Origin of the sequence: Streptomyces sp. NPDC001339 (assembly GCF_042895955.1) — a bacterium.
Classification (GTDB): domain Bacteria; phylum Actinomycetota; class Actinomycetes; order Streptomycetales; family Streptomycetaceae; genus Streptomyces.
The window spans coordinates 397545-419922 of record NZ_JBIAWT010000004.1 but is presented as its reverse complement, the minus strand read 5'-3'; the positions used below and the strand labels follow the sequence as shown (position 1 = coordinate 419922).

Annotated in this window: 11 protein-coding genes; 10 read left to right on the top strand and 1 reads right to left on the bottom strand. The window is 73.2% G+C overall.

The annotated features are described in order from the left end of the window. Position 1: 1 nt before the first annotated feature. From ACFY12_RS14080 to ACFY12_RS14070, 3 genes are read left to right on the top strand one after another with little or no spacing between them, the layout of a single operon-like run. Positions 2-265 (top strand): acyl carrier protein, encoded by a 264-nt coding sequence (locus ACFY12_RS14080; protein WP_390716037.1) that lies wholly within the window; start codon positions 2-4, stop codon positions 263-265. Further along, complete coding sequence (locus ACFY12_RS14075) at positions 262-1116, top strand: hypothetical protein (protein ID WP_390716036.1); 855 nt, start codon at positions 262-264, stop codon at positions 1114-1116. Before ACFY12_RS14080 ends, ACFY12_RS14075 begins: the two co-directional genes overlap by 4 nt. Continuing rightward, the gene (locus ACFY12_RS14070; protein ID WP_390716035.1) at positions 1113-1868 is read left to right on the top strand and encodes a 4'-phosphopantetheinyl transferase family protein; all 756 of its coding nucleotides are present in this window, start codon (positions 1113-1115) and stop codon (positions 1866-1868) included. Before ACFY12_RS14075 ends, ACFY12_RS14070 begins: the two co-directional genes overlap by 4 nt. Here ACFY12_RS14070 and ACFY12_RS14065 read toward each other — a convergent pair. Then, a complete protein-coding gene (locus tag ACFY12_RS14065; protein WP_390716034.1) occupies positions 1822-2574 on the bottom strand; it encodes a LuxR C-terminal-related transcriptional regulator in 753 nt (250 codons plus the stop codon). The genes ACFY12_RS14070 and ACFY12_RS14065 overlap by 47 nt on opposite strands. Positions 2575-2832: 258 nt before the next feature. On the opposite strand from ACFY12_RS14065, the gene sbnB reads away from it, so the two are divergent. The 7 genes from sbnB to ACFY12_RS14030 all read left to right on the top strand — a co-directional run bounded on the left by sbnB (position 2833) and on the right by ACFY12_RS14030 (position 22297). Further along, on the top strand, positions 2833-3876 hold the full coding sequence (gene sbnB / locus ACFY12_RS14060) for a 2,3-diaminopropionate biosynthesis protein SbnB (protein WP_390716033.1): 1044 nt from the start codon (positions 2833-2835) through the stop codon (positions 3874-3876). Between the two features lie 47 nt (positions 3877-3923). Continuing rightward, positions 3924-4925 carry a 2,3-diaminopropionate biosynthesis protein SbnA gene (gene sbnA / locus ACFY12_RS14055; protein ID WP_390716032.1) on the top strand — a complete coding sequence of 334 codons (1002 nt, stop codon included), beginning with the start codon at positions 3924-3926 and terminating at the stop codon, positions 4923-4925. A 134-nt stretch (positions 4926-5059) separates the two neighbouring features. Next, positions 5060-12970, top strand: a complete 7911-nt coding sequence (locus ACFY12_RS14050; protein ID WP_390716031.1) for an amino acid adenylation domain-containing protein — start codon at positions 5060-5062, stop codon at positions 12968-12970. A 98-nt stretch (positions 12971-13068) separates the two neighbouring features. Beyond that, positions 13069-20229: an amino acid adenylation domain-containing protein gene (locus tag ACFY12_RS14045; RefSeq protein ID WP_390716030.1), complete on the top strand. Its 7161-nt coding sequence runs from the start codon at positions 13069-13071 to the stop codon at positions 20227-20229. A 76-nt stretch (positions 20230-20305) separates the two neighbouring features. After that, positions 20306-20515 carry an MbtH family protein gene (locus ACFY12_RS14040; protein ID WP_390716029.1) on the top strand — a complete coding sequence of 70 codons (210 nt, stop codon included), beginning with the start codon at positions 20306-20308 and terminating at the stop codon, positions 20513-20515. A gap of 5 nt (positions 20516-20520) precedes the next feature. Further along, positions 20521-21486: an ATP-binding cassette domain-containing protein gene (locus ACFY12_RS14035; RefSeq protein ID WP_390716028.1), complete on the top strand. Its 966-nt coding sequence runs from the start codon at positions 20521-20523 to the stop codon at positions 21484-21486. Beyond that, positions 21479-22297 (top strand): ABC transporter permease, encoded by an 819-nt coding sequence (locus ACFY12_RS14030; protein ID WP_390716027.1) that lies wholly within the window; start codon positions 21479-21481, stop codon positions 22295-22297. The genes ACFY12_RS14035 and ACFY12_RS14030 overlap by 8 nt, the downstream gene beginning before the upstream one ends. The last annotated feature ends 81 nt before the right edge of the window (positions 22298-22378 follow it).

Here is a 22378-nt window from a genome sequence, read left to right as displayed (position 1 = left end):
CATGTCACAGACCGCTGAATCCGCCGCGCAGGAGACCATCGCCGCCGTGCGCGGGGCGCTCGCCGACGTACTGGAACGCGAACTGCCCGACCTCGGCCCGGACGCCAACCTCTTCGACGACTACGGCCTGGACTCCACCGGCGTCCTCGACCTGCTGATGCGCCTGGAGGAGGTCTTCGACGTCGAGTTCGACACCGAAGAGCTGGAGATGAGCCACTTCGCCACCGTCCGTACGCTGGCCGACTACGTGGCCGCCGCACAGTGACGCTGCGCCTCGCGGGGGCCGCGCACCGCGCCTTCGAGGGCCGGCCGCCGGCCCCCGCCGACCCCTTCCTGGTCCGCCTCTACGCGGACATGGCCGAGCTGTACGGCACCACCTTCGACCAGGAGCGGCTGGAGCGGGCGAACCGCAACACCTTCTCCGACCTGGCCGAGGGCCTGCTCGACGCCCTGCCGGCCCTCGAGGAGCCGATCGACCTGGTCGTCGTCGCCTCCGACCGTCCGGACTTCGACCCCCGGACCTCGGGGGTCTCGTACCTGACCGAGACGGTCCCGGGCACGCCGCTGGCGTTCTCCCTCAGCGACCAGGGCGAGGCGACCCCGTACACCGCGCTGCGGCTGGCCGGCCAGTACGCCGCGGCGGGCCGGGCGGACCGGGTCCTGGTCACGGCCATGGACCAGACGACCTCGCCCGCCGACCCCGAGCCGCCCCGCCAGGGCCCGGAGGCCCGGGACGGCGCCGCCGCCCTCCTGCTGTCCGCGGACGGCCCCGGCGCACCGACCGACGTACGGCAGTACCCGGGGCTGACCCTCGACGAGGCCTACGGCCGGCTGGGCGAGGTCCTGGACGGCGGGGTGACGGAGCTCATCGTCGGCACCGGTCTCACCCCGGAGCGGATCACCCTGCCCTCCGGAGCGCCGACGGACGTCGTACCGGCGTCGTCGGAGTTCCCGTGCACCGGTGCGTGGGGACGGCTGGCCGCGGAGCTGCCCCGCTTCATCCGGGACGGCGGCACGGTCGTCGTCGCCGACTACGTACCGCACGGGCCGGGCGACGACACCGGCCGCGGGGAACTCGCCCTCTGTGTCGTCGACTTCGGCGCCGCGGCGGCGTGACCGGCGGGGTGACCGACGCCGGGTATCCGCCGGACGGCACCGTGCACGTCTGGCGGATACCGCTGTCCGGGCCACCGCACATGGTGGCCCGCCTGGCCGCGCTGCTCGGCCCCGAGGAACGGCAGCGCGGTGCGCGGGCGCTCCCCGACGACCGGCGGCGCTTCCTCCTCGCGCACGGCGCCGCCCGCTCGGTCCTCGGCGGCTACCTGGGACTGCCGCCGGAGCGGCTGCGCTACTCCCACGGCCGCTGGGGCAAGCCCGCCCTGGACGGCCATCCACAGCTGTGCTTCAACCTCTCCCACTCCGCGGATCTGGCGCTGCTGGCGGTCGCCGCGCGGCGACCGGTCGGCATCGATGTGGAGCGGATCCGCCCGGCCGACCGGTCGCGCAGCGCCGGGCGCTGGTTCCCGGCCGCGGAGGCGGACTTCGTCCGCGCGGCGGCCGGCCCGGCGCAGTCGGCGGCGCGCTACGCCCGGCTGTGGACCCGTAAGGAAGCGTGGGTCAAGGCGGCCGGAAACCGCATGGTGAACGGATTGCGGCTGCCGGTGGGAACCGGGCCGGACGCCGACGACGGCACACCGCTCACCGACCCCGAAGGGCGGGTGCCGGGGCACTGGTCGCTGTACGGGGTACCGGCCGGCGAGGGGTACGCGGCGGCGCTGGCCGTGGCGGCACGGCCGTCGGCGGCGCCGGTACGGGTCGAGGTCAGGCAGTGGCGAACGACCCGGGCGGCATGCGCGGCGGGGTGCTGAGCCGCGCGGCCGCCGGGGTACCGGCCGGCGTCCGGTCCGCCGGCCCGCCGCCCTTGGACGCGTCGTTGTTCAGGTACGTCAGCACCGCCTGCACCCGCCGGTTGTCGTCCTTCGACGGCAGCAGCTGGAGCTTGCTGAAGATGTTGTTGATGTGCTTGCCGATGGCCTTGTCCGTGACGAACAGCGACTCGGCGATACCGGCGTTCGACTTGCCCTCCGCCATCAGGCCCAGCACCTCCAGCTCGCGCTGCGTCAGCTGGCCCAGGGGCTCCTGGCGTGCGCCGTTGTGCAGCAGGCGCTCGATGACCTTGGGGTCCATGGCGGTGCCGCCGTCGGCGACGCGGCGCACGGCCTCGATGAACTGGCCGCTGTTGAGCACCCGGTCCTTGAGCAGATAGCCGACCGAACCCTCACCGTCGGCGAGCAGTTCGCGGGCGTACAGCTGCTCGACGTACTGCGACAGCACCAGCACGGGCAGTCCGGGGATCTGGCGGCGTGCTTCCAGCGCGACCTGGACTCCCTCATCGGTGAAGGTCGGCGGCAGCCGTACGTCCACGATGGCCACGTCCGGCCGTTCGTCCAGCAGCGCCCGCAGCAGTTCGGGGGCGTTGTCGACGGATGCGACGATGTCGCAGCCGTGGGCCGCCAGCAGGCGCTCCATGCCTTCTCTCAGGAGGAAGAGGTCCTCCCCGAGAACGACGCGCATCACGACCTCCCGGTGGCAGTCGGTTGTCCGACGCCGCACGCAGCGCCTCTAAGGAACCGGACTTTACCCGCTCCCCCTGACCCGCCAGTGACGGATCGATGACGAATCCGGCCACGCCCGAGGCGGTCGGAGCGGTAATCGAATGGTCATCGAAACGTCAGTGGAGTGGGGAAGTGTGGCTTTCCGGCACCGACGCCCCCTGACGCGCCCGCAGACCGCGGACCGACGTCACCATCCCAGATCAATGGTGGAGTTTCCATGCCCTCCTCTGGCACTGAGGTACCGTCGTTCTCCGTCATCTCGGGTGAGCAGGTTTCCCGAGTTGTGGACGGCCAGGAGAAGCAGATCGTCGATCTGGTCGACTACGCGTACCGCGTGCACGGCACCGGCGACACCGTCAACCCGCCCTCCTACTTCCTGAAGTTCGAGGACCGGCCGTCGTCGCGCATCATCGCGCTGCCCGCCTCGGTGGGCGGCGAGGTCGGGGTCGACGGCATCAAGTGGATTTCGAGTTTCCCCGAGAACATCAACTCCGGACTGCCGCGGGCGTCCGCCGTGCTGATCCTGAACGACCGGAACACCGGTTACCCGTTCGCCTGCATGGAGAGCTCCATCATCAGCGCGGTCCGCACGGCGGCCTCCGCGGCGCTGGCCGCCGACTGGCTCACCCGTGACGCCGGCCGTCCGACCCGGGTGGGCTTCATCGGCACCGGCCTCATCGCCCGGTACATCCACACCTATCTCGCCGGTACCGGCTGGGAATTCGACGAGATCGGTATCCACGACCTCAGCTCCGAGTACGCCGCGGGTTTCGAAAGCCACCTGCGGTCGGCCGGCTGCACCTCGCGTACGACGATCCACGACTCCGCCGAGAGCCTGATCCGCAACAGCGACCTGGTGATCTTCGCGACCGTCGCCGGCACTCCGCACGTCACCAACCCGGCGTGGTTCTCCCACAACCCGGTGGTGCTCAATGTCTCGCTGCGCGACCTCGGTCCCGAGGTGATCAAGGCCTCGTCCAACGTCGTCGACGACATCGAGCACGTACTGAAGGCGAACACCTCGGTGCACCTGGTCGAGCAGCAGGTGGGCAACCGGTACTTCATCAACGGGACGCTGCACCACGTGATGACGGGAACGGTCAAGATTCCGCGGAACCGGCCCGTGGTGTTCTCGCCGTTCGGCCTCGGCGTGCTCGACCTGACCGTCGCCAAGCATGTGTACGACGCCCTCGCCACCAAGGGTGAACTGCACGAGATCGGCGGCTTCTTCCACGAGCTTTCCCGGCACGGAAAAAAGTAGCCGCAAACCCTTCTACGGGATCACCCCTGCGGCCGGGAGGACCAGACATGCCTGTTATATCCGCACCGCATGAATTCAATGTGTCGGATCTGTTCATTGACCTGAAGTCCGTGCTCGGCGAGCATCTCTACCTCAAGTGCGAGGGATTCAACTTCGCCGGTTCCATCAAGTTGAAGGCCGCCGTGGAAATGATCGCGAGCGGCGAGCGGGCCGGCACCCTGCGGCCCGGGATGACCCTGGTCGAATCGTCGTCGGGAAACCTCGGCGTCGCGCTGAGCCTGGTCGCGGCGAGCAAGGGCTACCACTTCATCTGCGTCACCGACAGCCGGTGCACGCTGACCAACCGCCAGCGCATGGAGAACCTCGGCGCCCAGGTACGGATCATCACCGAGCCCGACGAGGACGGCGGCCTGCTCGGCGCCCGCATCCGCTACGTCAAGGAGCTGTGCGCGAGCGGCGAGGGCTACGTATGGCTCAACCAGTACGCCAACCGCGGTAACTGGAAGAGCCATTACCGCACCACCGGGCCCGAGATCGCCGCCCAGTTCCCGGACCTCGATGTGCTCTTCGTCGGTGCCGGCACCACCGGCACCCTGATGGGCTGCGCCCGCTACTTCCGGGAGAACCGGCCCTCGGTCACCGTCGTCGCCGTCGACAGCGTCGGCTCGGTCACCTTCGGCACACCGCCGGCCCCGCGCATGATCCCCGGCCTGGGCACCAGCGTCCGCCCGCAGATCCTCGACGACTCGTACGTGGACGACGTGGTGCATGTGGCCGAGACCGACACCATCCGGATGTGCCACCGCCTGGTCCGGCACGGCTTCGTCCTCGGCGGCTCCACCGGCACCGTGCTCAGCGGCGCACAGCAGTGGATCGCCGCGAACCGCGCGGAGCGGGACATCGTCGGCGTGGCGATCTCCCCGGACCTGGGGGACCACTACCTGGACACCGTCTACCAGGAGAACTGGCTCCGGGACATCTACGGCCTGGGCAGGGACGAGCTGTCCGGGGCGGACGAGCTGTCCTCGGCGGGCAGGGCCACGGCGTAGCCCGCGTCCCGGATCCGCCCCGGCGCACCGCGGAGGGTCCCCGTCACCGCACGGCACCGGCCACCGCGCAGACCTGGGCCGCCGGCCCGCTGAACACCAACTCTTCCCCGCAGGACCTCCAGGAGGCTGTCGTCATGAGTGCACGTATCGAACCGGGTCTGCCGCTCACCGCGGCACAGACCGAGATCTGGTTCGACGAGCAGTTCGCCGAGGGCGACCTCGCGTACAACATGGCCGACCACTTCGACATCCGAGGTCCCCTGGACCCCGCCCGCCTCGAAGCGGCGCTGGGCCTGGCCCTCACCGAGGCCGAGTGCTTCCGCGTCCGCTTCACCGAGGAGGACGGCGAGCCGCGCCAGGTGGTCGAGCCCCTGGAGGCCCTGCCCTGCATCACGGTCGACCTGAGCGCCGAGGACGACCCCGAGGCCGCCGCCCACGCCTGGATGAGCCGGGACCTGGACCGCCCGATCGAGGTGACGTCCTTCCCGCTCGTGCGGGCCGCGCTGCTCACCCTCGGTCCGGACCGCGCCTTCCTCTACCTGTGCGCGCACCACATCGTCAGTGACAGCTTTGTGCGCCCGCTGTTCTACCGGCGGCTGGCCGAGATCTACACCGCTCTGCACGAGGGCCGGCCGACCGAGGACGGTCAACTGCCGCCGCTGAAGGTGCTGGTGGACGACGAGATCGCGTACGCCTCCTCGCGCCGCGCCGAGCGGGACCGGGCGTACTGGGCCCGTGCGTACGCCGACGCCCCCGACCCGGTCAGCTTCTCCGGCCGCGAACCGGCCCCGGCCCGGGGCTTCCTGCGCCGCAGCACGACCCTGCCGCAGCCGGTCGTGCGGCGTCTGCGCGCCGCCGCGAGCCGCGCCCGGGTGACCTGGCCGACGCTCGTCATGGCCGCCGCCGCGGCGTACACCCAGCGGATGACCGGCGCCGACGAGATCCTGCTGACCCTGCCGGTCAACGCGCGCACCAGCGCCGCCGGCCGCTCGGTCCCCGGCATGGTCGCCAACTACCTGCCGCTGCGCGTCGCCGTCGCGCCCGACACCACGCTGGAACAGCTGCTGCGCACGGTCGCCGACGCGCTGCTGCGGACGCTGAACCACCAGCGGTACCGGGGCGACCGGGTGCGCCGGGACATGGGGCTGCGGGTCGACGACCGGCGGCCGTTCGGTCCGTTCGTCAACGTCCTGCCGCCCGAGCCGGAACTCGCCTTCGGCCCGTGCGCGGTCACCCTCACCAACCTGTCCACCGGCATCGTCAACGACTTCATGTTCGCGGTCTCCGACTCGTCGGGCGACGACGATGTGGAGATCCACCTCAACGCGAACCCCGACCTCTACGCGGTCGAGGACCTCGAAGCCCACCGGGACCGCTTCGCCGCCTTCCTCGACGCCCTCTCGCACGCGGCGGCCGACCGGCCGCTGGCGGGCGTGGGGGTGCTGACCGAGGCGGAGTCGCGGCGGGTGCTGGTGGACTGGAACGACACCGAGTGCGGTGGCGGCTTCGCGGGTGTGGTGGAGCGGGTGCGGGAGCACGCCGCCGCCCGTCCGGACGCGGTGGCCGTGGCGGACGGCGAGGTCCAGGTCTCGTACGGGGCGCTGGCGGTGTGGGCCGACGGGATCGCGGGGCGGCTGGTGGCGGCCGGTGCGGGTGTCGGGTCGCTGGTGGCGGTGCTCGGTGAGCCGGGTGCGCGGTACGTCGGCGGCGTCCTCGGTGTGCTGGGTGCCGGCGCCGCCTGGCTGCCGCTGGACGTGGACGCGCCGATCGCCCGCCAGACCGGGCTGCTGGCGGACAGCGGTGCGCGGATCCTGTTGACCGGGCCCGGTGAGCGGGCGCGGGCCGAGGAGATCGTGGCGGCGGCCGGTTCCGAGGTCCGGATCGTCGTCCTCGACGCGCCCTTCCCGGCCGTGGGTACCCGGGCCGAGGGCCTGGGCCCGGTGTGCGGCGACGAGGACGACCTCGCGTACGTGATCTACACCTCCGGTTCCACGGGCCGCCCGAAGGGCGCGATGGTGCACCGGCGCGGCATGGTCAACCACCTGCTGGCCAAGGTGGAGGACCTGGAGATGGCCGAGGGTGAGGTGCTGGTGCACAACGCGCCGGTGACCTTCGACATCTCGGTGTGGCAGATGCTCGCCGCGCTGGTGGCCGGGGGGACGACGCGCGTCGTGAACCGTACGGTGGCGGCCGACCCGGACGCGCTGTTCGCGGTGACGGACAACGAGGGCGTGACGGTCCTGGAGGTCGTGCCGTCGCTGCTGCGCGCGGCGCTGGACGCGTGGGAGACGGCGGGCGGTTTCCCGTCGCTGCCGAAGCTGCGGTACCTGGTCGTGACGGGTGAGGCGCTGCCGGTGGACGTGTGCCACCGCTGGCTCGCCCGTTACCCGGGCGTTCCGCTGGTCAACGCGTACGGCCCGACCGAGTGCTCGGACGACGTCACCCACGCCGTGCTGGAGGGCCACGACGAGCTGGGGACGCGCGCGCCGATCGGCCGCGTGGTGCGCAACACGCGCCTGTACGTGCTGGACGACGCCATGCGGCCGGTGCCGGTGGGCGTCGCGGGTGAGCTGTATGTGGCGGGCACCGGCGTCGGGCGCGGCTATCTCGGTGATCCGGGGCGTACCGCCTCGACGTTCGTCGCGGACCCGTTCGGGGCGGTGGGCGAGCGGATGTACCGGACCGGCGACCGGGTGGTCTACCGCCCGGACGGCCAGCTGGAGTTCCTGGAGCGCCGGGACCACCAGGTCAAGATCCGGGGCCGCCGGATCGAGCTGGGGGAGATCGAGGCGGCGCTCCGGGACGTCGACGGCGTGACCGACGGCGCGGCGCAGGTGCACACCGACGCCGCCACCGGCCGCCGGCGTCTCATCGGCCATCTGGTGGGCACGGCCGCGCCCGAGCGGGTGCGGGCCGATCTGCTGCTCGTGCTTCCCGAGTACATGGTCCCCGGCGAGTTCGTGATCCTGGACGCCCTGCCGCTCACCCCGAACGGCAAGGTCGACCGCAAGGCGCTCACGGCTCCCGACGCGGCCGCCACCACCGCGGGCCGGGCGCCGCGCACCCCGCAGGAGGAGATCCTGTGCGCCGCGTTCGCCGAGGTGCTGAGCCTGCCGTCGGTCGCGGCCGATGACGACTTCTTCGCGCTCGGCGGGGACAGCATCAGCGCCATCCAGGTGGTGAGCCGCGCCCGTAGCGCGGGGCTGGTGTTCGCGCCCCGGGACGTGTTCCTCCGCAAGACCCCGGCCGCCCTCGCCACCGCCGCCCAGGCCGCCCAGGCCGGTGCCGCGGTGGTCGGCGCGGACGACGGGGTCGGCGAGCTGGAGATCATGCCGATCGCCCACCAGCTGCGGGAGGACGGCGGCGCGGTCGCCGGACCGGTCGGCTCCTTCGCCCAGTACGTCGTGGTCCGGGTGCCGGACCACGTGGACACCGAGCGGCTGACCCGCGCGCTGTACTCCGTCGTCGACGGCCACGACGCGCTGCGCATGCAGCTGGACGTGCCGGTGGAGGGCCTGTGGACGCTGAACGTCCGGCCGCGGGGCACGGTCGATCTGACGGGTGCGGTGCACGAGGCCGAGGTGCCGGCCGGGGCGGACCCGGACGAGGTGGTCGTCGAACAGGCCGCCCTGGCGCAGCGGCGTCTGGCCCCCACCGCCGGTGACCTGCTCCAGGCCGTCCTGCTGAACGCCGGTCCCGGGCAGCCCCGTAGGCTGCTGCTGATGGTGCACCACCTCGCCGTGGACGGGGTCTCCTGGCGGGTACTGCTGCCCGACCTCGCCGCGGCCTGGTCGGCCGTCGAGGCGGGCGGCACGCCGGCCCTGGCCCCGGTCGGCACCTCGTACCGCAGCTGGTCGCGGCTGCTGGCCGACGACGCGCGCACCGCCGCCCGCACCGCGGAGCTGCCGCTGTGGACCGAGCATGCGCGCGGCCCCGAGCCGCTGCCCGGCGCGCGGGGTCTGGACGCCGCGCGGGACACCTACGCGACCGCGCACCGGCTGCGGCTCGTGCTGCCGGCCGAGCAGACCAGCGCGCTGCTGACCGAGGTCGCCCCGGCGTTCCACGCCGAGATCAACGACGTGCTGCTGACCGGGCTCGCGCTGGCGGTGGCCGACTGGCGCCGCCGTACGGCCGCCGCGGACGGCTCCCCCGACACCCTGATCGAACTCGAGGGGCACGGCCGCGAACAGGTCGTGGACAACACCGACCTCTCCCGCACCGTGGGCTGGTTCACCAGCGCCTTCCCGGTGCGGCTCGCGCCCGGCGACCTCGACTGGGACGAGGTCTGGGCGGGCGGTGACGCCGTCGGCGCCGCGTTCAAACGGATCAAGGAGCAGCTGCGGGCCATCCCGGACCACGGCATCGGCTACGGCCTCCTGCGCTACCTCAACCCGCAGACCAGCGCCCTCCTGGCCCGCCACGCCCGCCCGCAGATCGGCTTCAACTACATGGGCCGGTTCGGCGCCGCCGGCACGGCCGACTGGTCGCTGGCCGGCGACGGGGCCGCGGTGGGCACCGCCGCCGCCCCCGACATGCCGCTCCAGCACGTCCTGGAGGTCACCCCGGTGACCGAGGACCGCCCCGACGGCCCCCACCTGGTCGCCGACTGGCTCTGGGCCGGGGAGATCCTCGCCGACGAGGACGCGCAGGACATCGCCCGGACGTGGTTCCGCGCCCTGGAGCTGCTGGTGGCCCACGCGGCGCGGCCCGGCGCGGGCGGCCGGGTACCGTCCGACCTGCCGCTGGTGTCGCTGTCCCAGGAGGAACTCGACTCCTACGAGGCGCGGTTGGCGTCCACGGGGCTGGCGGACGTCCTGCCGCTGGCGCCGCTCCAGAAGGGCCTGCTGTTCCTGTCCGAGTACGAGCCGGACGGCGTGGACGCGTACGTCCTCCAGCTCGGCCTGGAACTCGGCGGAGAGGTGGACGCCGCCGCGCTCCGCGCCGCCTGCGCCGAACTCCTGCACCGGCACCCCAACCTGCGGGCGTCCTTCCACCACCGCGAGTCCGGTGCTCCCGTCCAGCTGATCCCGCACACGGTGCGGGTGCCCTGGCGGGAGGCGGACCTGACGGCCGGAGGGGCGTCCCCGGCGGAGACGGCCGATGCCGTCGCCCGCCTGGCCGACGCGGAACGCGCCCTGCGCTTCGACCTGTCCGACCCGGCCGCGGCGCCCATGATGCGCTTCGTCCTGGCGCGCACCGGCCCGGACCGGCACCACTTCCTGTGGACGATCCACCACAGCCTGGTGGACGGCTGGTCCATGCCGCTGCTGGTGCGCGAGCTGTTCACGCTGTACGGGGGCGACGCCGGCGCGCTGGCCGAACCCGTGCCCTACCGCGACTACCTCGCCTGGCTGACGGCCCAGGACACCGAGGCGGCGCTCGCGGAGTGGCAGACGGCGCTGCACGGCGTCGAGGGACCGACGTTGGTCGCTCCGGAGGGTGTCGAGCGTGCCGCGGTCCTCGCGGACACGGTCGGCATGGCGGTGCCCGAGCGCCTGGTGACCGACCTGGCCGCCTGGGCGCGTGCGCACGGGCTGACCCTGAACACCGTCTTCCAGGGCTGCTGGGCGCTGCTGATGGGTTCGCTCACCGGCCGCGACGACATCGTCTTCGGCGCGGTGACCTCCGGCCGCCCGGCGCAGGTGCCGGGCGTGGAGAGCATGATCGGTCTGTTCCTCAACACGGTGCCGGTGCGGGTGCGCACCCGGCCCGAGGAGACCCTCGCGGACCTGCTGGCCGGTCTCCAGGAGCGGCAGTCGGCCCTGATGCCGTACGAGCACGTCGGCCTGGCGGAGATCCAGAACCGGGTCGGCCTCGGCGAACTCTTCGACACGGTCCTGCTCTTCGAGAACTTCCCCCTGGACGAGGAGAGCGTCCGCGCCTCCGCCACCGGTCTGCGGCTGCTGGAGGCCGAGGCCCGCGACGGGCGGCACTATCCGCTGAGCCTGGCGGTCCTGCCGGGCGCCGGCCACCGCCTCGACCTGCGCTTCGACTACGCACCCGACCTCTTCGCCCGGGACGCGGTCGAACGTCTCGGCAACCGTCTGCTGCATCTGCTCCAGTCGGTCGTCACCGGCGCGGACCGTCCGCTGGCCGCCCTCGGACTCGTGGACGAGGCGGAGTCGCGGCAGCTGCTGGTGGAGTGGAACGCGACGGAGCGCGAGGGCGGCTTCGCCGGGGTGGTGGAACGGGTGCGGGAGCACGCCGTCACCCGGCCCGACGCGGTGGCCGTGACGGACGGCAACACCCCTGTCTCCTATGGCGAGTTGGTGGTGTGGGCCGACCGCGTGGCGGAACAGCTCGCGGAGGCGGGCGCCGGTGTCGGCTCGCTGGTCGCGGTGCTGGGCGAGCCCGGCGTGTCCTACGTGGCCGGCGTGCTGGGCGTCCTGGGCGTCGGTGGCGCATGGCTGCCGCTGGACGTCGATGCGCCCCTCGCCCGCCAGACGGGACTCCTGGCGGACAGCGGGGCCGGCATCCTGCTCACCGGTCCGGAGACCGCGGCCCAGGCCGCGGAGATCGGCGCGGCGGCCGGGGCCGGTGTCCGGGTCGTCGTCCTCGACGCGACACCGCCGGCCGCGCACACGCCGACGTGGGAACCGCGTCCGCTCGCCGGGGGCGAGGACGACCTCGCGTACGTCATCTACACCTCGGGTTCCACGGGCCGTCCGAAGGGCGCGATGGTGCACCGGCGCGGCATGGTCAACCACCTGCTGGCCAAGGTGGAGGACCTGGAGATGGCCGAGGGTGAGGTGCTGGTGCACAACGCGCCGGTGACCTTCGACATCTCGGTGTGGCAGATGCTCGCCGCGCTCGTCGCCGGTGGCACCACCCGCACCGTCGACCGCACCACCGCCGCGGACCCCGACGCCCTCTTCGCGCTCGCCCCGGCCGAGGGCGTCACCGTCCTCGAAGTCGTCCCGTCCCTCCTGCGCGCCGCACTCGACGCCTGGGAGACCACCGGCGACTTCCCCGCCCTGCCCGCACTCCGCCACCTCGTCGTCACCGGCGAAGCGCTACCCGCCGACGTCTGCCACCGCTGGTTCGCCCGCTACCCGGGCATCCCGCTCGTCAACGCCTACGGCCCCACCGAGTGCTCCGACGACGTCACCCACGCCGTCCTGCACCCGGACAGCGCATTCGGCAGCCGCGTCCCCATCGGACGCGTCGTCCGCAACACCCGCCTGTACGTCCTCGACGACGCGCTGCGCCCGGTCCCCGTCGGCGTACCCGGCGAACTGTACGTAGCCGGCACCGGCGTCGGACGCGGATACCTGGGCGACCCCGCCCGCACCGCGGCCACCTTCACCGCCGACCCCTACGGCCCGCCCGGCCACCGCATGTACCGTACCGGCGATCACGTCGTCTACCGCCCCGACGGCCAGCTCGAATTCCTCGAACGGCGCGACCACCAGGTCAAGATCCGCGGCCGGCGCATCGAACTCGGCGAGATCGAAGCCGCCCTCCGCGCCGTCGAGGGCATCACCGACGCCGCCGCACACGTACACACCGACACCGCGGGCCACAAGCGCCTCATCGGCCACCTCGTCGGCGCGGTGGACCCCGCGCAGGTACGCGACGCGCTGCAGCACACGCTGCCGCCGTACATGATCCCCACCGACTACCTCACCCTCGACGCCCTGCCGCTCACCGCCAACGGCAAGGTGGACCGCAAGGCGCTCACGGCTCCCGACCTGGCCGCCGCCACCGCGGGCCGTGCGCCGCGTACCCCGCAGGAGGAGGTCCTGTGCGCGGCGTTCGCCGAGGTGCTCAACCTCCCCGAGGTGAGCGCCGACGCCGACTTCTTCATGCTCGGCGGCGACAGCATCAGCTCCATCCAGCTCGTCGGCCGCGCCCGCAAAGCGGGCCTCACCCTCACCCCGCGGGACATCTTTCTCCACAAAACTCCTGCCGCCCTCGCTGCCACCGCGCAGGCAGCACCCGACGCGCCGCCCGCGTACCAGCCGGCGGCTCCCGACACGCCGCTGGTCGCGCTGTCGGACGACGAACTCGACGAGTTCGACATGGAATTCGGTGACTTCCAGTGAACGCGATGCAACCCAGGAATCCGGTCAACTCGGCGAAACCGCCGGTCAGTTCGGCGAAGAACCCCGTCAACTCGGGGAAGGAGAAGGAGAAAGGCGCCATGAAGCGTTCGGGCATCAGCGATGTGCTGCCATTGGCGCCGCTGCAGAAGGGGCTGCTCTTCCTCTCCGAGTACGACCCGCAGAGCGCGGACGCGTACTCGCTGCAGCTCTCCGTCGAACTCGACGGACCGCTGGATGCCGGCGCGCTGCGCGCCGCCTGCGCCGGTCTGCTGAACCGGCACCCCAACCTGCGGGCCTGCTTCCGCCGCCGCGCGACCGGTGACCCCGTACAGCTGGTGCCGCACGAGGTCACGCTCCCGTGGAGCGAGCGGGAGCTGCCGGGCGCCGACGCCGGGCAGCTGCGCGAGCTGGCCGACGAGGAGCGGCGGGGCCGCTTCGACCTCGCCCGGCCACCGCTGATGCGCTTCGTGCTCGTACGCCAGGCCGAGCAGCGGCACACCTTCATCTGGACCCTGCACCACAGCCTGTGCGACGGCTGGTCGCTGCCGATGCTCATCCAGGACCTGTTCACCCTGTACGCGCACGGCGGGCGGGAAGCCGACGCCGGGCTGCCCCCGGTGGCCCCGTACCGCTCCTACCTGGCCTGGCTCGCGGCCCAGGACGCCGATGCCGCGCACACCGCGTGGCGGGACGCGCTCGCCGGACTGACCGAGCCCACCCGTCTGGCGCCCGCGGCCGATCGCGTCCCGGCGCTGCCGCAGTCGCTGGTCATGAACGTGCCCGAGCGGCTGGCGGCGGACCTGGCGGCCCGCGCCCGCAGCCTCGGCGTCACCCTCAACACCGTCTTCCAGAGCGCCTGGGCCCTCGTCCTGGGCGCCCTCACCGGCCGTACGGACGTGGTTTTCGGCACGGTCACGGCCGGCCGGCCCGCCGAACTCCCCGGCGTCGAGACGATGGTGGGCCTGTTCGCCAACACGGTCCCGGTACGGGTGACGGCCCGCCCCGGCCAGTCGGTCGCCGCGCTGCTCGCCGACGTCCAGGAGCGGCAGTCCGGACTGATGCCGTACGAGCACGTCGGGCTCGCCGACATCCAGCGGCAGGCGGGCATCGGCGAACTCTTCGACACCGTGATGCTGTTCCAGAGCTACCCGATGGACGAGGACGGGCTGGCCGCGTCGCTGCCGGGGCTGCGCGTCGCCGACGCCGCCATCCGCTCCGTCACCCACTACCCCCTGGCCCTCGCCGTGCTGCCCGGCCCCGGTGGCCGCCTCGACCTGCGCTTCGACTACGCACCGGACCTGTACGAGGCCGCCGACGCCGAGCTGTTCGGGCGCCGCCTGCTGCGCGTCCTCGCCGCCGTCGCCGCCGACCCGGAGCAGCCGCTCGCCCGGATCTCGGTCCTGGAGGACGAGGAGGCCCGGCAGGCCGTCGACGAGGGAGTCACCACGGTCGCGTACCGTCCCGTGACCGAGGCCGTCGAGGAGCGCGTCCGGGAACTGCCGGACGACATCGCCGTCGTGTGCGGGGAGACCTCCCTGACGTACCGGGAGCTGAACACCCGGGCCAACCGCCTGGCGCGCGCGCTCGTCGCACGGGGCGCGGCCCCCGGCCGTACCGTCGCCATCGCCCTGCCCCGCTCCGCCGACCTGGTCGTGGCGGCCCTGGCGGTGCTCAAGTCCGGCGCGGCCTACCTGCCCATCGACCCGGACCACCCGGCCGAGCGCAACACGGTCGTCCTGGAGGACACCCGGCCGGTCCTGGCCCTGACCACGCGGGCCACCGACGGCGCGCTGCCGGCCTGCGGGGCGGCGAGCTGGATCATGGACGAGGACGGGGCCGAGGAGCTGCTCGCCGGCCTCCCCGGCACCGACCTCACCGACGCCGACCGGGCGCGCCCGCTCACCGCCGACGACGCCGCGTACATCCTGTTCACCTCCGGCTCCACCGGCCGTCCCAAGGGCGTCGTGGTCACCCGGGGCGGGTTCGCCAACATCGTGGCGGACACCCGGCGGCGGTACGCACTGGAGCGCGGTGAGAGCCTGCTGGCCGTCACCACCTTCGGCTTCGACATCGCCAATACCGAACTGTTCTGCCCGCTGGCGGGCGGCGCGCGGCTGGTCATCGCCGACCGGGAGACCGTACGGGACCCGGCCGCCCTGGGCCGGATGATCACCGCCACCGGTGCCACCGTCCTCCAGGCCACGCCCAGCCTGTGGCAGGCCCTGGTCACCGCCGCCCCCGAGGCGCTCGGCGGGGTCCGCGGCTTCACCGGCGGCGAGGCGCTGAGCGAGCCGCTCGGCGAGGAGCTGCGCACGGCGACCGCGAGCATCACCAATCTGTACGGACCGACCGAGACCACCATCTGGTCCACCGCCGCACCGGCGCTCGACGGCGTCCGTCCGGGCACCCCCGCCATCGGCCGCCCGGTGGCCCACACCCGGCTGCACATCCTGGACGACTGGCTGCGGCCGGTCGCGCCGGGCGTCGTCGGCGAGCTGTACATCGCCGGTGCCGGGCTCGCCCGCGGCTACCTGAACCGGCCGGGGCTGACCGCCGAACGCTTCGTCGCCGACCCGTCCTCCCCGTCCGGCGAGCGGATGTACCGCACCGGCGACCTGGTCCGCCGGGGCGCCGACGGCCAGGTGGAGTACATCGGACGCTCCGACCACCAGGTCAAGATCCGCGGGTTCCGCATCGAACTCGGCGAGATCGAGAACGCGTTGGGCGGCCATCCGGACATCGCCCAGGCCGTGGTGACCGTGCGCGCGCAGCAGTCGGGGGAGCAGCTGCTCGTCGGCTACCTGACGCCCGCCGAGGACGCCACCGTCCCGGACCCGGACGCCCTCCGCGCGCACCTGCTCGGGCTGCTGCCCGAGTACATGGTTCCCGCCGCCTTCGTCGCCCTCGACGCCTTCCCGCTCACCCCGAACGGCAAGGTGGACCGCAAGGCGCTGCCGGACCCCGAGCTGCGCCCGCAGGCGGCCGACCGGGCCGTGCGCAGCCCACAGGAAGAGCTCCTGTGCCAGGTCTTCGCGGAGGTGCTGGACCTGCCGCGGTTCGGCCCCGAGGACGACTTCTTCGCACACGGCGGCCATTCGCTGCTCGCCGCCCGCGTGGTGAGCCGCATCCGTACCGTCCTGGGGGCCGAGGTCCCGGTGCGCACGCTGTTCGACGCCCGTACGCCCGCCGGTCTCGCCGAACGGCTGCCGCGCGCGGGGGCGGCCCGGCCCGCGCTGCGCCCCGGCACCCGGCCCGAGGACGTACCGCTCTCCTTCGCGCAGCTGCGCCTGTGGTTCCTCAACCGGCTGGACGGCGCCCACGGCACGTACAACATCTCCCTCGGCCTGCGGCTGACCGGCGACCTCGACAAGGCGGCGCTCGGCGACGCGCTGCGCGACCTCGTCGGCCGCCACGAGAGCCTGCGCACGGTCTTCCCCGACCGTGACGGCACACCGCGCCAGCACGTACTGCCGCGGGACGAGACGGCGTTCGCGCTGCGGGAGAGCAGCACCGACGAGGACCGGCTGGGCGCCGAGCTGGCCGCGGCCGCGGCGCGCGGCTTCGACCTCTCGTGCGAGATCCCGCTGCGCGCCGAACTGTTCACTCTCGGCGCCGACCGGCACGTACTGCTGCTCGTCCTGCACCACATCGCGGGCGACGGCTGGTCGCTGACACCGCTCGCCGACGACCTCGCACGGGCCTACGCCGCGCGCCGGGACGGCACGCCTCCGCAGTGGTCGGAACTCCCCGTGCAGTACGCGGACTACGCGCTGTGGCAGCGTGCGGTGCTCGGTGAGGAGGACGACCCGGAGAGCCCCGCCGCCCGCCAGCTCGCCTACTGGAAGGCCGCCCTCGCGGGCCTGCCGGAGGAGATCGAGCTGCCCGCCGACTTCGCCCGGCCCGCGGTCGCCGGCCACGAGGGCGCGGAGCACGCCGCCCTCCTCGGACCCGATCTGCACCGCGCCCTGGCGGAGCTGGCCCGCGCCCACGGCGTGAGCCTGTTCATGGTCGTCCAGGCCGCGCTGGCCGCGCTGCTGACGCGGATGGGCGCGGGGGAGGACATCCCCCTCGGCAGCCCGATCGCGGGCCGCACCGACGAGGCGCTGGACGACCTCGTGGGCTTCTTCACCAACACCCTCGTCCTGCGCACCGACACCTCCGGCGACCCCACCTTCGCCGAACTGCTGCGCCGCGTACGGGAAACGGACCTGGCCGCCTACGAGAACCAGGACCTGCCCTTCGAGCGGCTGGTCGAGGTCTGCAACCCGGTCCGCTCGCTGGCCCGGCAGCCGCTCTTCCAGGTCATGCTGGCGTTCCAGAACACCGCGGACGCCCGGCTCGAACTGCCCGGTCTGTCGGCGGAGACGGAGCCCGTCGGCAGCGCCACCGCCAAGTTCGACCTGGCGTTCCAGCTCACCGAGCGCTCCGGCGGCGCCGAGGGGGAGTTCGGCGGCATCGACCTGGTGGTCGAGTACAGCACCCGGCTCTTCCGGCCGGAGACGGTCCGGCAGCTCGCCGACCGCTTCTCCCGCGTCCTGCGGTCCGCGGCCGCCGCCCCGAAGACGCCGCTGAGCGGTATCGACGTCCTCGGCGACGGGGAGCGCCGGCGCCTGGTCACCGAGTGGAACGGCGCCACCGCCGACGTCCCGCCGCTGACCGTGGACCGGATCTTCGAGGAGCACGCCGCCCGGCAGCCGGACCACGAGGCGGTCGTCTTCCGCGACGAGTCGCTGTCGTACGGGGAGCTCAACGCCCGCGCCGACCGGCTGGCCCGGCAGCTCGTCGGGCACGGCGCCGGCCCCGGCCGGTTCGTCGGCCTGATGCTGCCGCGGTCGGTGGACATGATCGTCGCGACCCTGGCCGTGCTGAAGTCCGGCGCCGCCTTCCTCCCCCTCGCCCCGGACTACCCGGCCGACCGCCTCGCGTACATGGTGGAGGACGCGGCACCGGTCTGCGTCCTGGCCGCGCCGGGCACGGCGGGCCTGCTGGCGGGAACCGACGCCCGGGTGATCGAACTCGGCGACGGTACGGAGCCGGGCGCCCGGATCGCGGCCGGCCACCCGGAGGCCGACCCGGCCGACGCCGACCGCACGCGCCCGCTCACGGGCCGCGACGCCGCGTACGTCATCTACACCTCGGGCTCCACCGGCCGCCCCAAGGGCGTGGTGATCGAGCACGCCGGGTTCGCCGCCCTCGCGGCCGACCATGTGCGCCGCTTCTCGCTCGGCCCGCACTCCCGCGTCCTGCAGTTCGCCTCGTCCAGCTTCGACGCGGCCTGCGCCGAGCTGGCGATGGGGCTGCTGTCCGGCGGCACCCTCGTCCTGGCCACACCGGAGAGCCGGGGCCCCGGGGAGCCGCTGGCCGATCTGATCGTGCGGCACGGCGTGAACCTCGCCGTCCTGCCGCCCGTCGTCCTGGCCGCCTTCCCGGAGGACATCACCCTGCCGGACACCCTGACCCTGATCACCGCGGGCGAGGCGCTGCCCGCCGAGGTCGCGGCCCGCTGGTCGGCCGGCCGGGCGCTGCACAACTGCTACGGGCCCACCGAGTCCACCGTCTGCGCCACCGCGAGCGACCCGCTGACCGGTGAGGGCAGGCCGCCGATCGGCCGCCCGCTGGACAACACCCGCGCCTACGTGCTGGACGCGCGACTGCAGCCGGTGCCGCCCGGCGTGACCGGCGAACTGTACCTGGCCGGCGCGCAGTTGGCCCGCGGCTACCTCGGCCGCCCCGGCCTCACCGCCGAGCGGTTCACCGCCGACCCGTTCGGACCGGCGGGCGCGCGGATGTACCGCACCGGCGACCTGGCGCGCTGGACCGCGGACGGCCGGCTCGTCTACGCCGGCCGCGTCGACCACCAGGTCAAGCTCCGCGGTTTCCGTATCGAACTCGGCGAGATCGAGAGCGCGCTGGCCGCCCACCCGGGCGTCGCCCAAGCGGTCGCCGACGTACGGGAGGACCGGCCCGGCGACCGCCGGCTGGCCGCGTACGTCGTGCCCGAGGATGCGCCGGTGTCCGCGACCACCCTGCGTGAGCACCTGTCCGGGCTGCTGCCCGACTACATGGTCCCCAGCGCCTTCGTGGCACTGGACGCGCTGCCCCTGACCCCCAACGGCAAGGTGGACCGCAAGGCCCTGCCCGCCCTGGACCCGGCCGAACCGGCCGCCCTCGGCCGGGACCCGCGCACGGCCCACGAGACGCTGCTGTGCCAGGTGTTCACCGAGGTCCTGGGCCTGCCCCGGGTCGGCGCCGAGGCGGACTTCTTCGAGCTGGGCGGCGACAGCATCCGCTCCGTGCAGCTCGTCGGCCGGGCCCGGAAGGCGGGACTCGACCTCGCGCTGTCCGATGTCTTCAGGCACAAGAGCGTCGAGGCCCTGGCCGCGGCGCTGGAGCACGCCGACCGGGTGGCGGGGACGACGTTCCTGGACCGCGTACGGCAGCGCCTCGACGACCACTCCGAAGGCACCGCGCCGCTCGACCCGTTCGGACCGGTCCTTCCGCTGCGCGCCACCGGGGACCGCCCGCCGCTGTTCTGTGTCCACGGCGGTATGGGCTTCGCCCTGCCTTACCTCGGCCTGGCCGCGCACCTCGGCGACCGGCACCCGGTCCACGGGCTCCAGTCGCCGGCCGTCACCGGCCCGGGGCCGCTGCCGGAGAGCATCGGGCAGGTCGCGGCCGAGTACATCGCGCGTCTCAAGGAGATCCAGCCGACCGGGCCGTACCACCTGCTCGGGTGGTCCTTCGGCGGTGTGGTCGTCCACGAGATGGCCGTCCAGCTGGAGCGCGCGGGGGAGGAAGTGGCCCTGCTCGCCAACCTGGACGGCTACCCCGCCGACCTCACCGACCCGGTGCCCACGGACGGCATGCTGCTGACCGCGGTACTCGAATACTGCGGTCTGGAGCGCGGTGACGACGCGGCCGAACCGACGGCCCAGATGGTGCGCGACGCCCTGCGCCGCGCCGACAGCCCCCTGGGTGACGTGGACGTCCCCCGGCTCGTGGACGTGATGCGCAACCACGTCCGTCTCGTCCGGGAGCACACGCCCGGACGCGTCCGGGCCCCGATGCACCTGTTCGTCGCGGACCTCGGGCTGACGCCGGCGGAGCGCGCCGCGCAACCGGGCCGGTGGAAGGGGCACACCGACAGTGAGCCCACCGTCCACCCGGTGCCCTGCGGCCACGAGTTCATGATGCATTCCGGGCCGCAGGCCGCCATCGGCCGCGCGGTCGCCGCCGAACTGGACCGCCTGCACGGCTGAGCCACCGACCACGACCTTCCGGGTACGACCCGACGGAACCTCGGGTACGACCCGACCGATCACAAGGAGAACTCTCATGGCCAACCCGTTCGACAACGAAGAAGGCACCTTCCACGTCCTGGTCAACGCCGAGGGCCAGCACAGCATCTGGCCCACCTTCGCCGAGGTGCCGGCCGGCTGGACGGTGACCCTCGAAGCGCGCCCGCGCGCCGAGGCGCTGGCCGCCGTCGAGCGCGACTGGACCGACATGCGGCCCAAGAGCCTGGCCGCACACTCCGGCAGCTGACGGCCATGGGGGCGGACACCGCGGTCTACGCGGAAGGGCTGCACAAGCGCTACAAGGGCCACCACGCTCTCCGCGGGATCGACCTGTCGGTGGCCGCGGGCTCGGTGCTGGGCGTACTGGGTCCCAACGGGGCGGGCAAGACGACGACCGTACGGGTCCTGTCCACCCTGCTGGCACCGGACGCCGGGCACGCCACCGTCGCCGGGTACGACGTGGTGCGCCAGAGCCGGGAGGTACGCCGGCGGATCGGCCTGGCCGGGCAGTACGCGGCCGTGGACGAACTGCTCACCGGCCGCGAGAACCTGGTCCTGCTCGGCAAACTGCTGCGACAGGGCCGGCGCGGGGCGCGGCGGCGCGCGGACGAGTTGCTGGCGCGGTTCGAGCTGGAGTCCGCGGCCGACCGTCCGGTGGGCACGTACTCCGGCGGTATGCGCCGCCGGCTCGACCTCGCCACCTGCCTGATCGCCAGGCCACCGGTGCTCTTCCTGGACGAGCCGACCACCGGGCTCGACCCCACCAGTCGCACGGTGCTGTGGAAGGTGGTGCGCGAACTCGTCGCCGAGGGCATCACCGTCCTGCTGACGACGCAGTACCTGGAGGAGGCGGACCAGCTGGCCGATCAGATCGTGGTGATCGACAGCGGCCAGGTGATCGCCGCGGGCACTCCCGCCCAGCTCAAGCGGACGGTCGGCACCGACCACCTGGAGGTGGCCGTTGCGCACCTCGACCACCTCCCGGTCGCGGTGTCCGCCCTCTCCGGTCTGACCACCGCGGAGCCGGTGGTGGAGACCGGGACCCCCCGCCTCACCGTCCCGCTCGACTCCGGGCTGGCGAGCGTCGCCGCCATCGCCGGCGCGCTGCGCTCCGCCGGCGTGGAGGTCACCGACTTCGAGCTGCGGCGCCCCACCCTCGACGACGTGTTCTTCCAACTGACCGAGCGCAACGAGCCGAAGGCTGCTGTCCATGAGTGAACTCGGCGTGGTGACCGCCCCGCCCGGCGGCATCGCCGCGGGCCTGGCCGACACGGCCGCTCTGGCCGGGCGGCGCCTGCTCCATCTGCGACGGGCGCCGGGAAAGTTCCTCGGCATCGTGATGAACCCGCTGGTGCTGCTGATCGCGGTGGGCTACCTCTTCCGCAACTCCATCTCGGTGCCGGGCAGCGGCGACTACCAGGAGTACCTGATGGCCGGGGTGGCCGTGCAGGTGGGACTGGCCGGCATCGGGCCCACCGCCATCGGCGTGGCCATGGACATGCGCGGCGGACTCGTGGACCGCTTCCGCTCGCTGCCCATCTCCCGTACGGCGGTGCTGGCCGGGCAGACCCTCTCCGACCTGATCGTCTCCGCCCTCGGCCTGGCCGTGGTGATGCTGGTCGGCCTGGTGGTCGGCTGGCGACCGCACGCGGACCCGCTGTCGGTGGCGGGCGGTTTCGCGCTGATCCTGGCGTTCATCTACACCATGCTGTGGGTGGGCGTGCTGATCGGCCTGCTCCTGCGCTCCCCGGAGACCATCGACTCGGTGGGCGCAATCGTGCTGGTGGCGTTCTCGTTCCTGTCCAACGCCTTCTTCTCGGTCCAGGGCCTGCCCTCGTGGATCCGGCCGCTGGCCGAGTGGAACCCGGTCAGCTCGGTGGTCACGGCCTGCCGGCAGCTGTGGGGCAATCCGGTCGTCACCGGTACGGGCTTCCCCGCCGACCACCCGGTACTGGTCACGGCCGGCACGCTTGCCGTGCTGCTGGCGGTGTGTGTTCCGCTGAGCCTGCGCGCGTACCGCAACGTGTAGAAGAGCGAAGAAGAGCGAAGAAGAGCACTGTGCGGCGCACTGTGGAGAAGGCGACGCGGTGCTCAACGGCAGGTCTTGCGA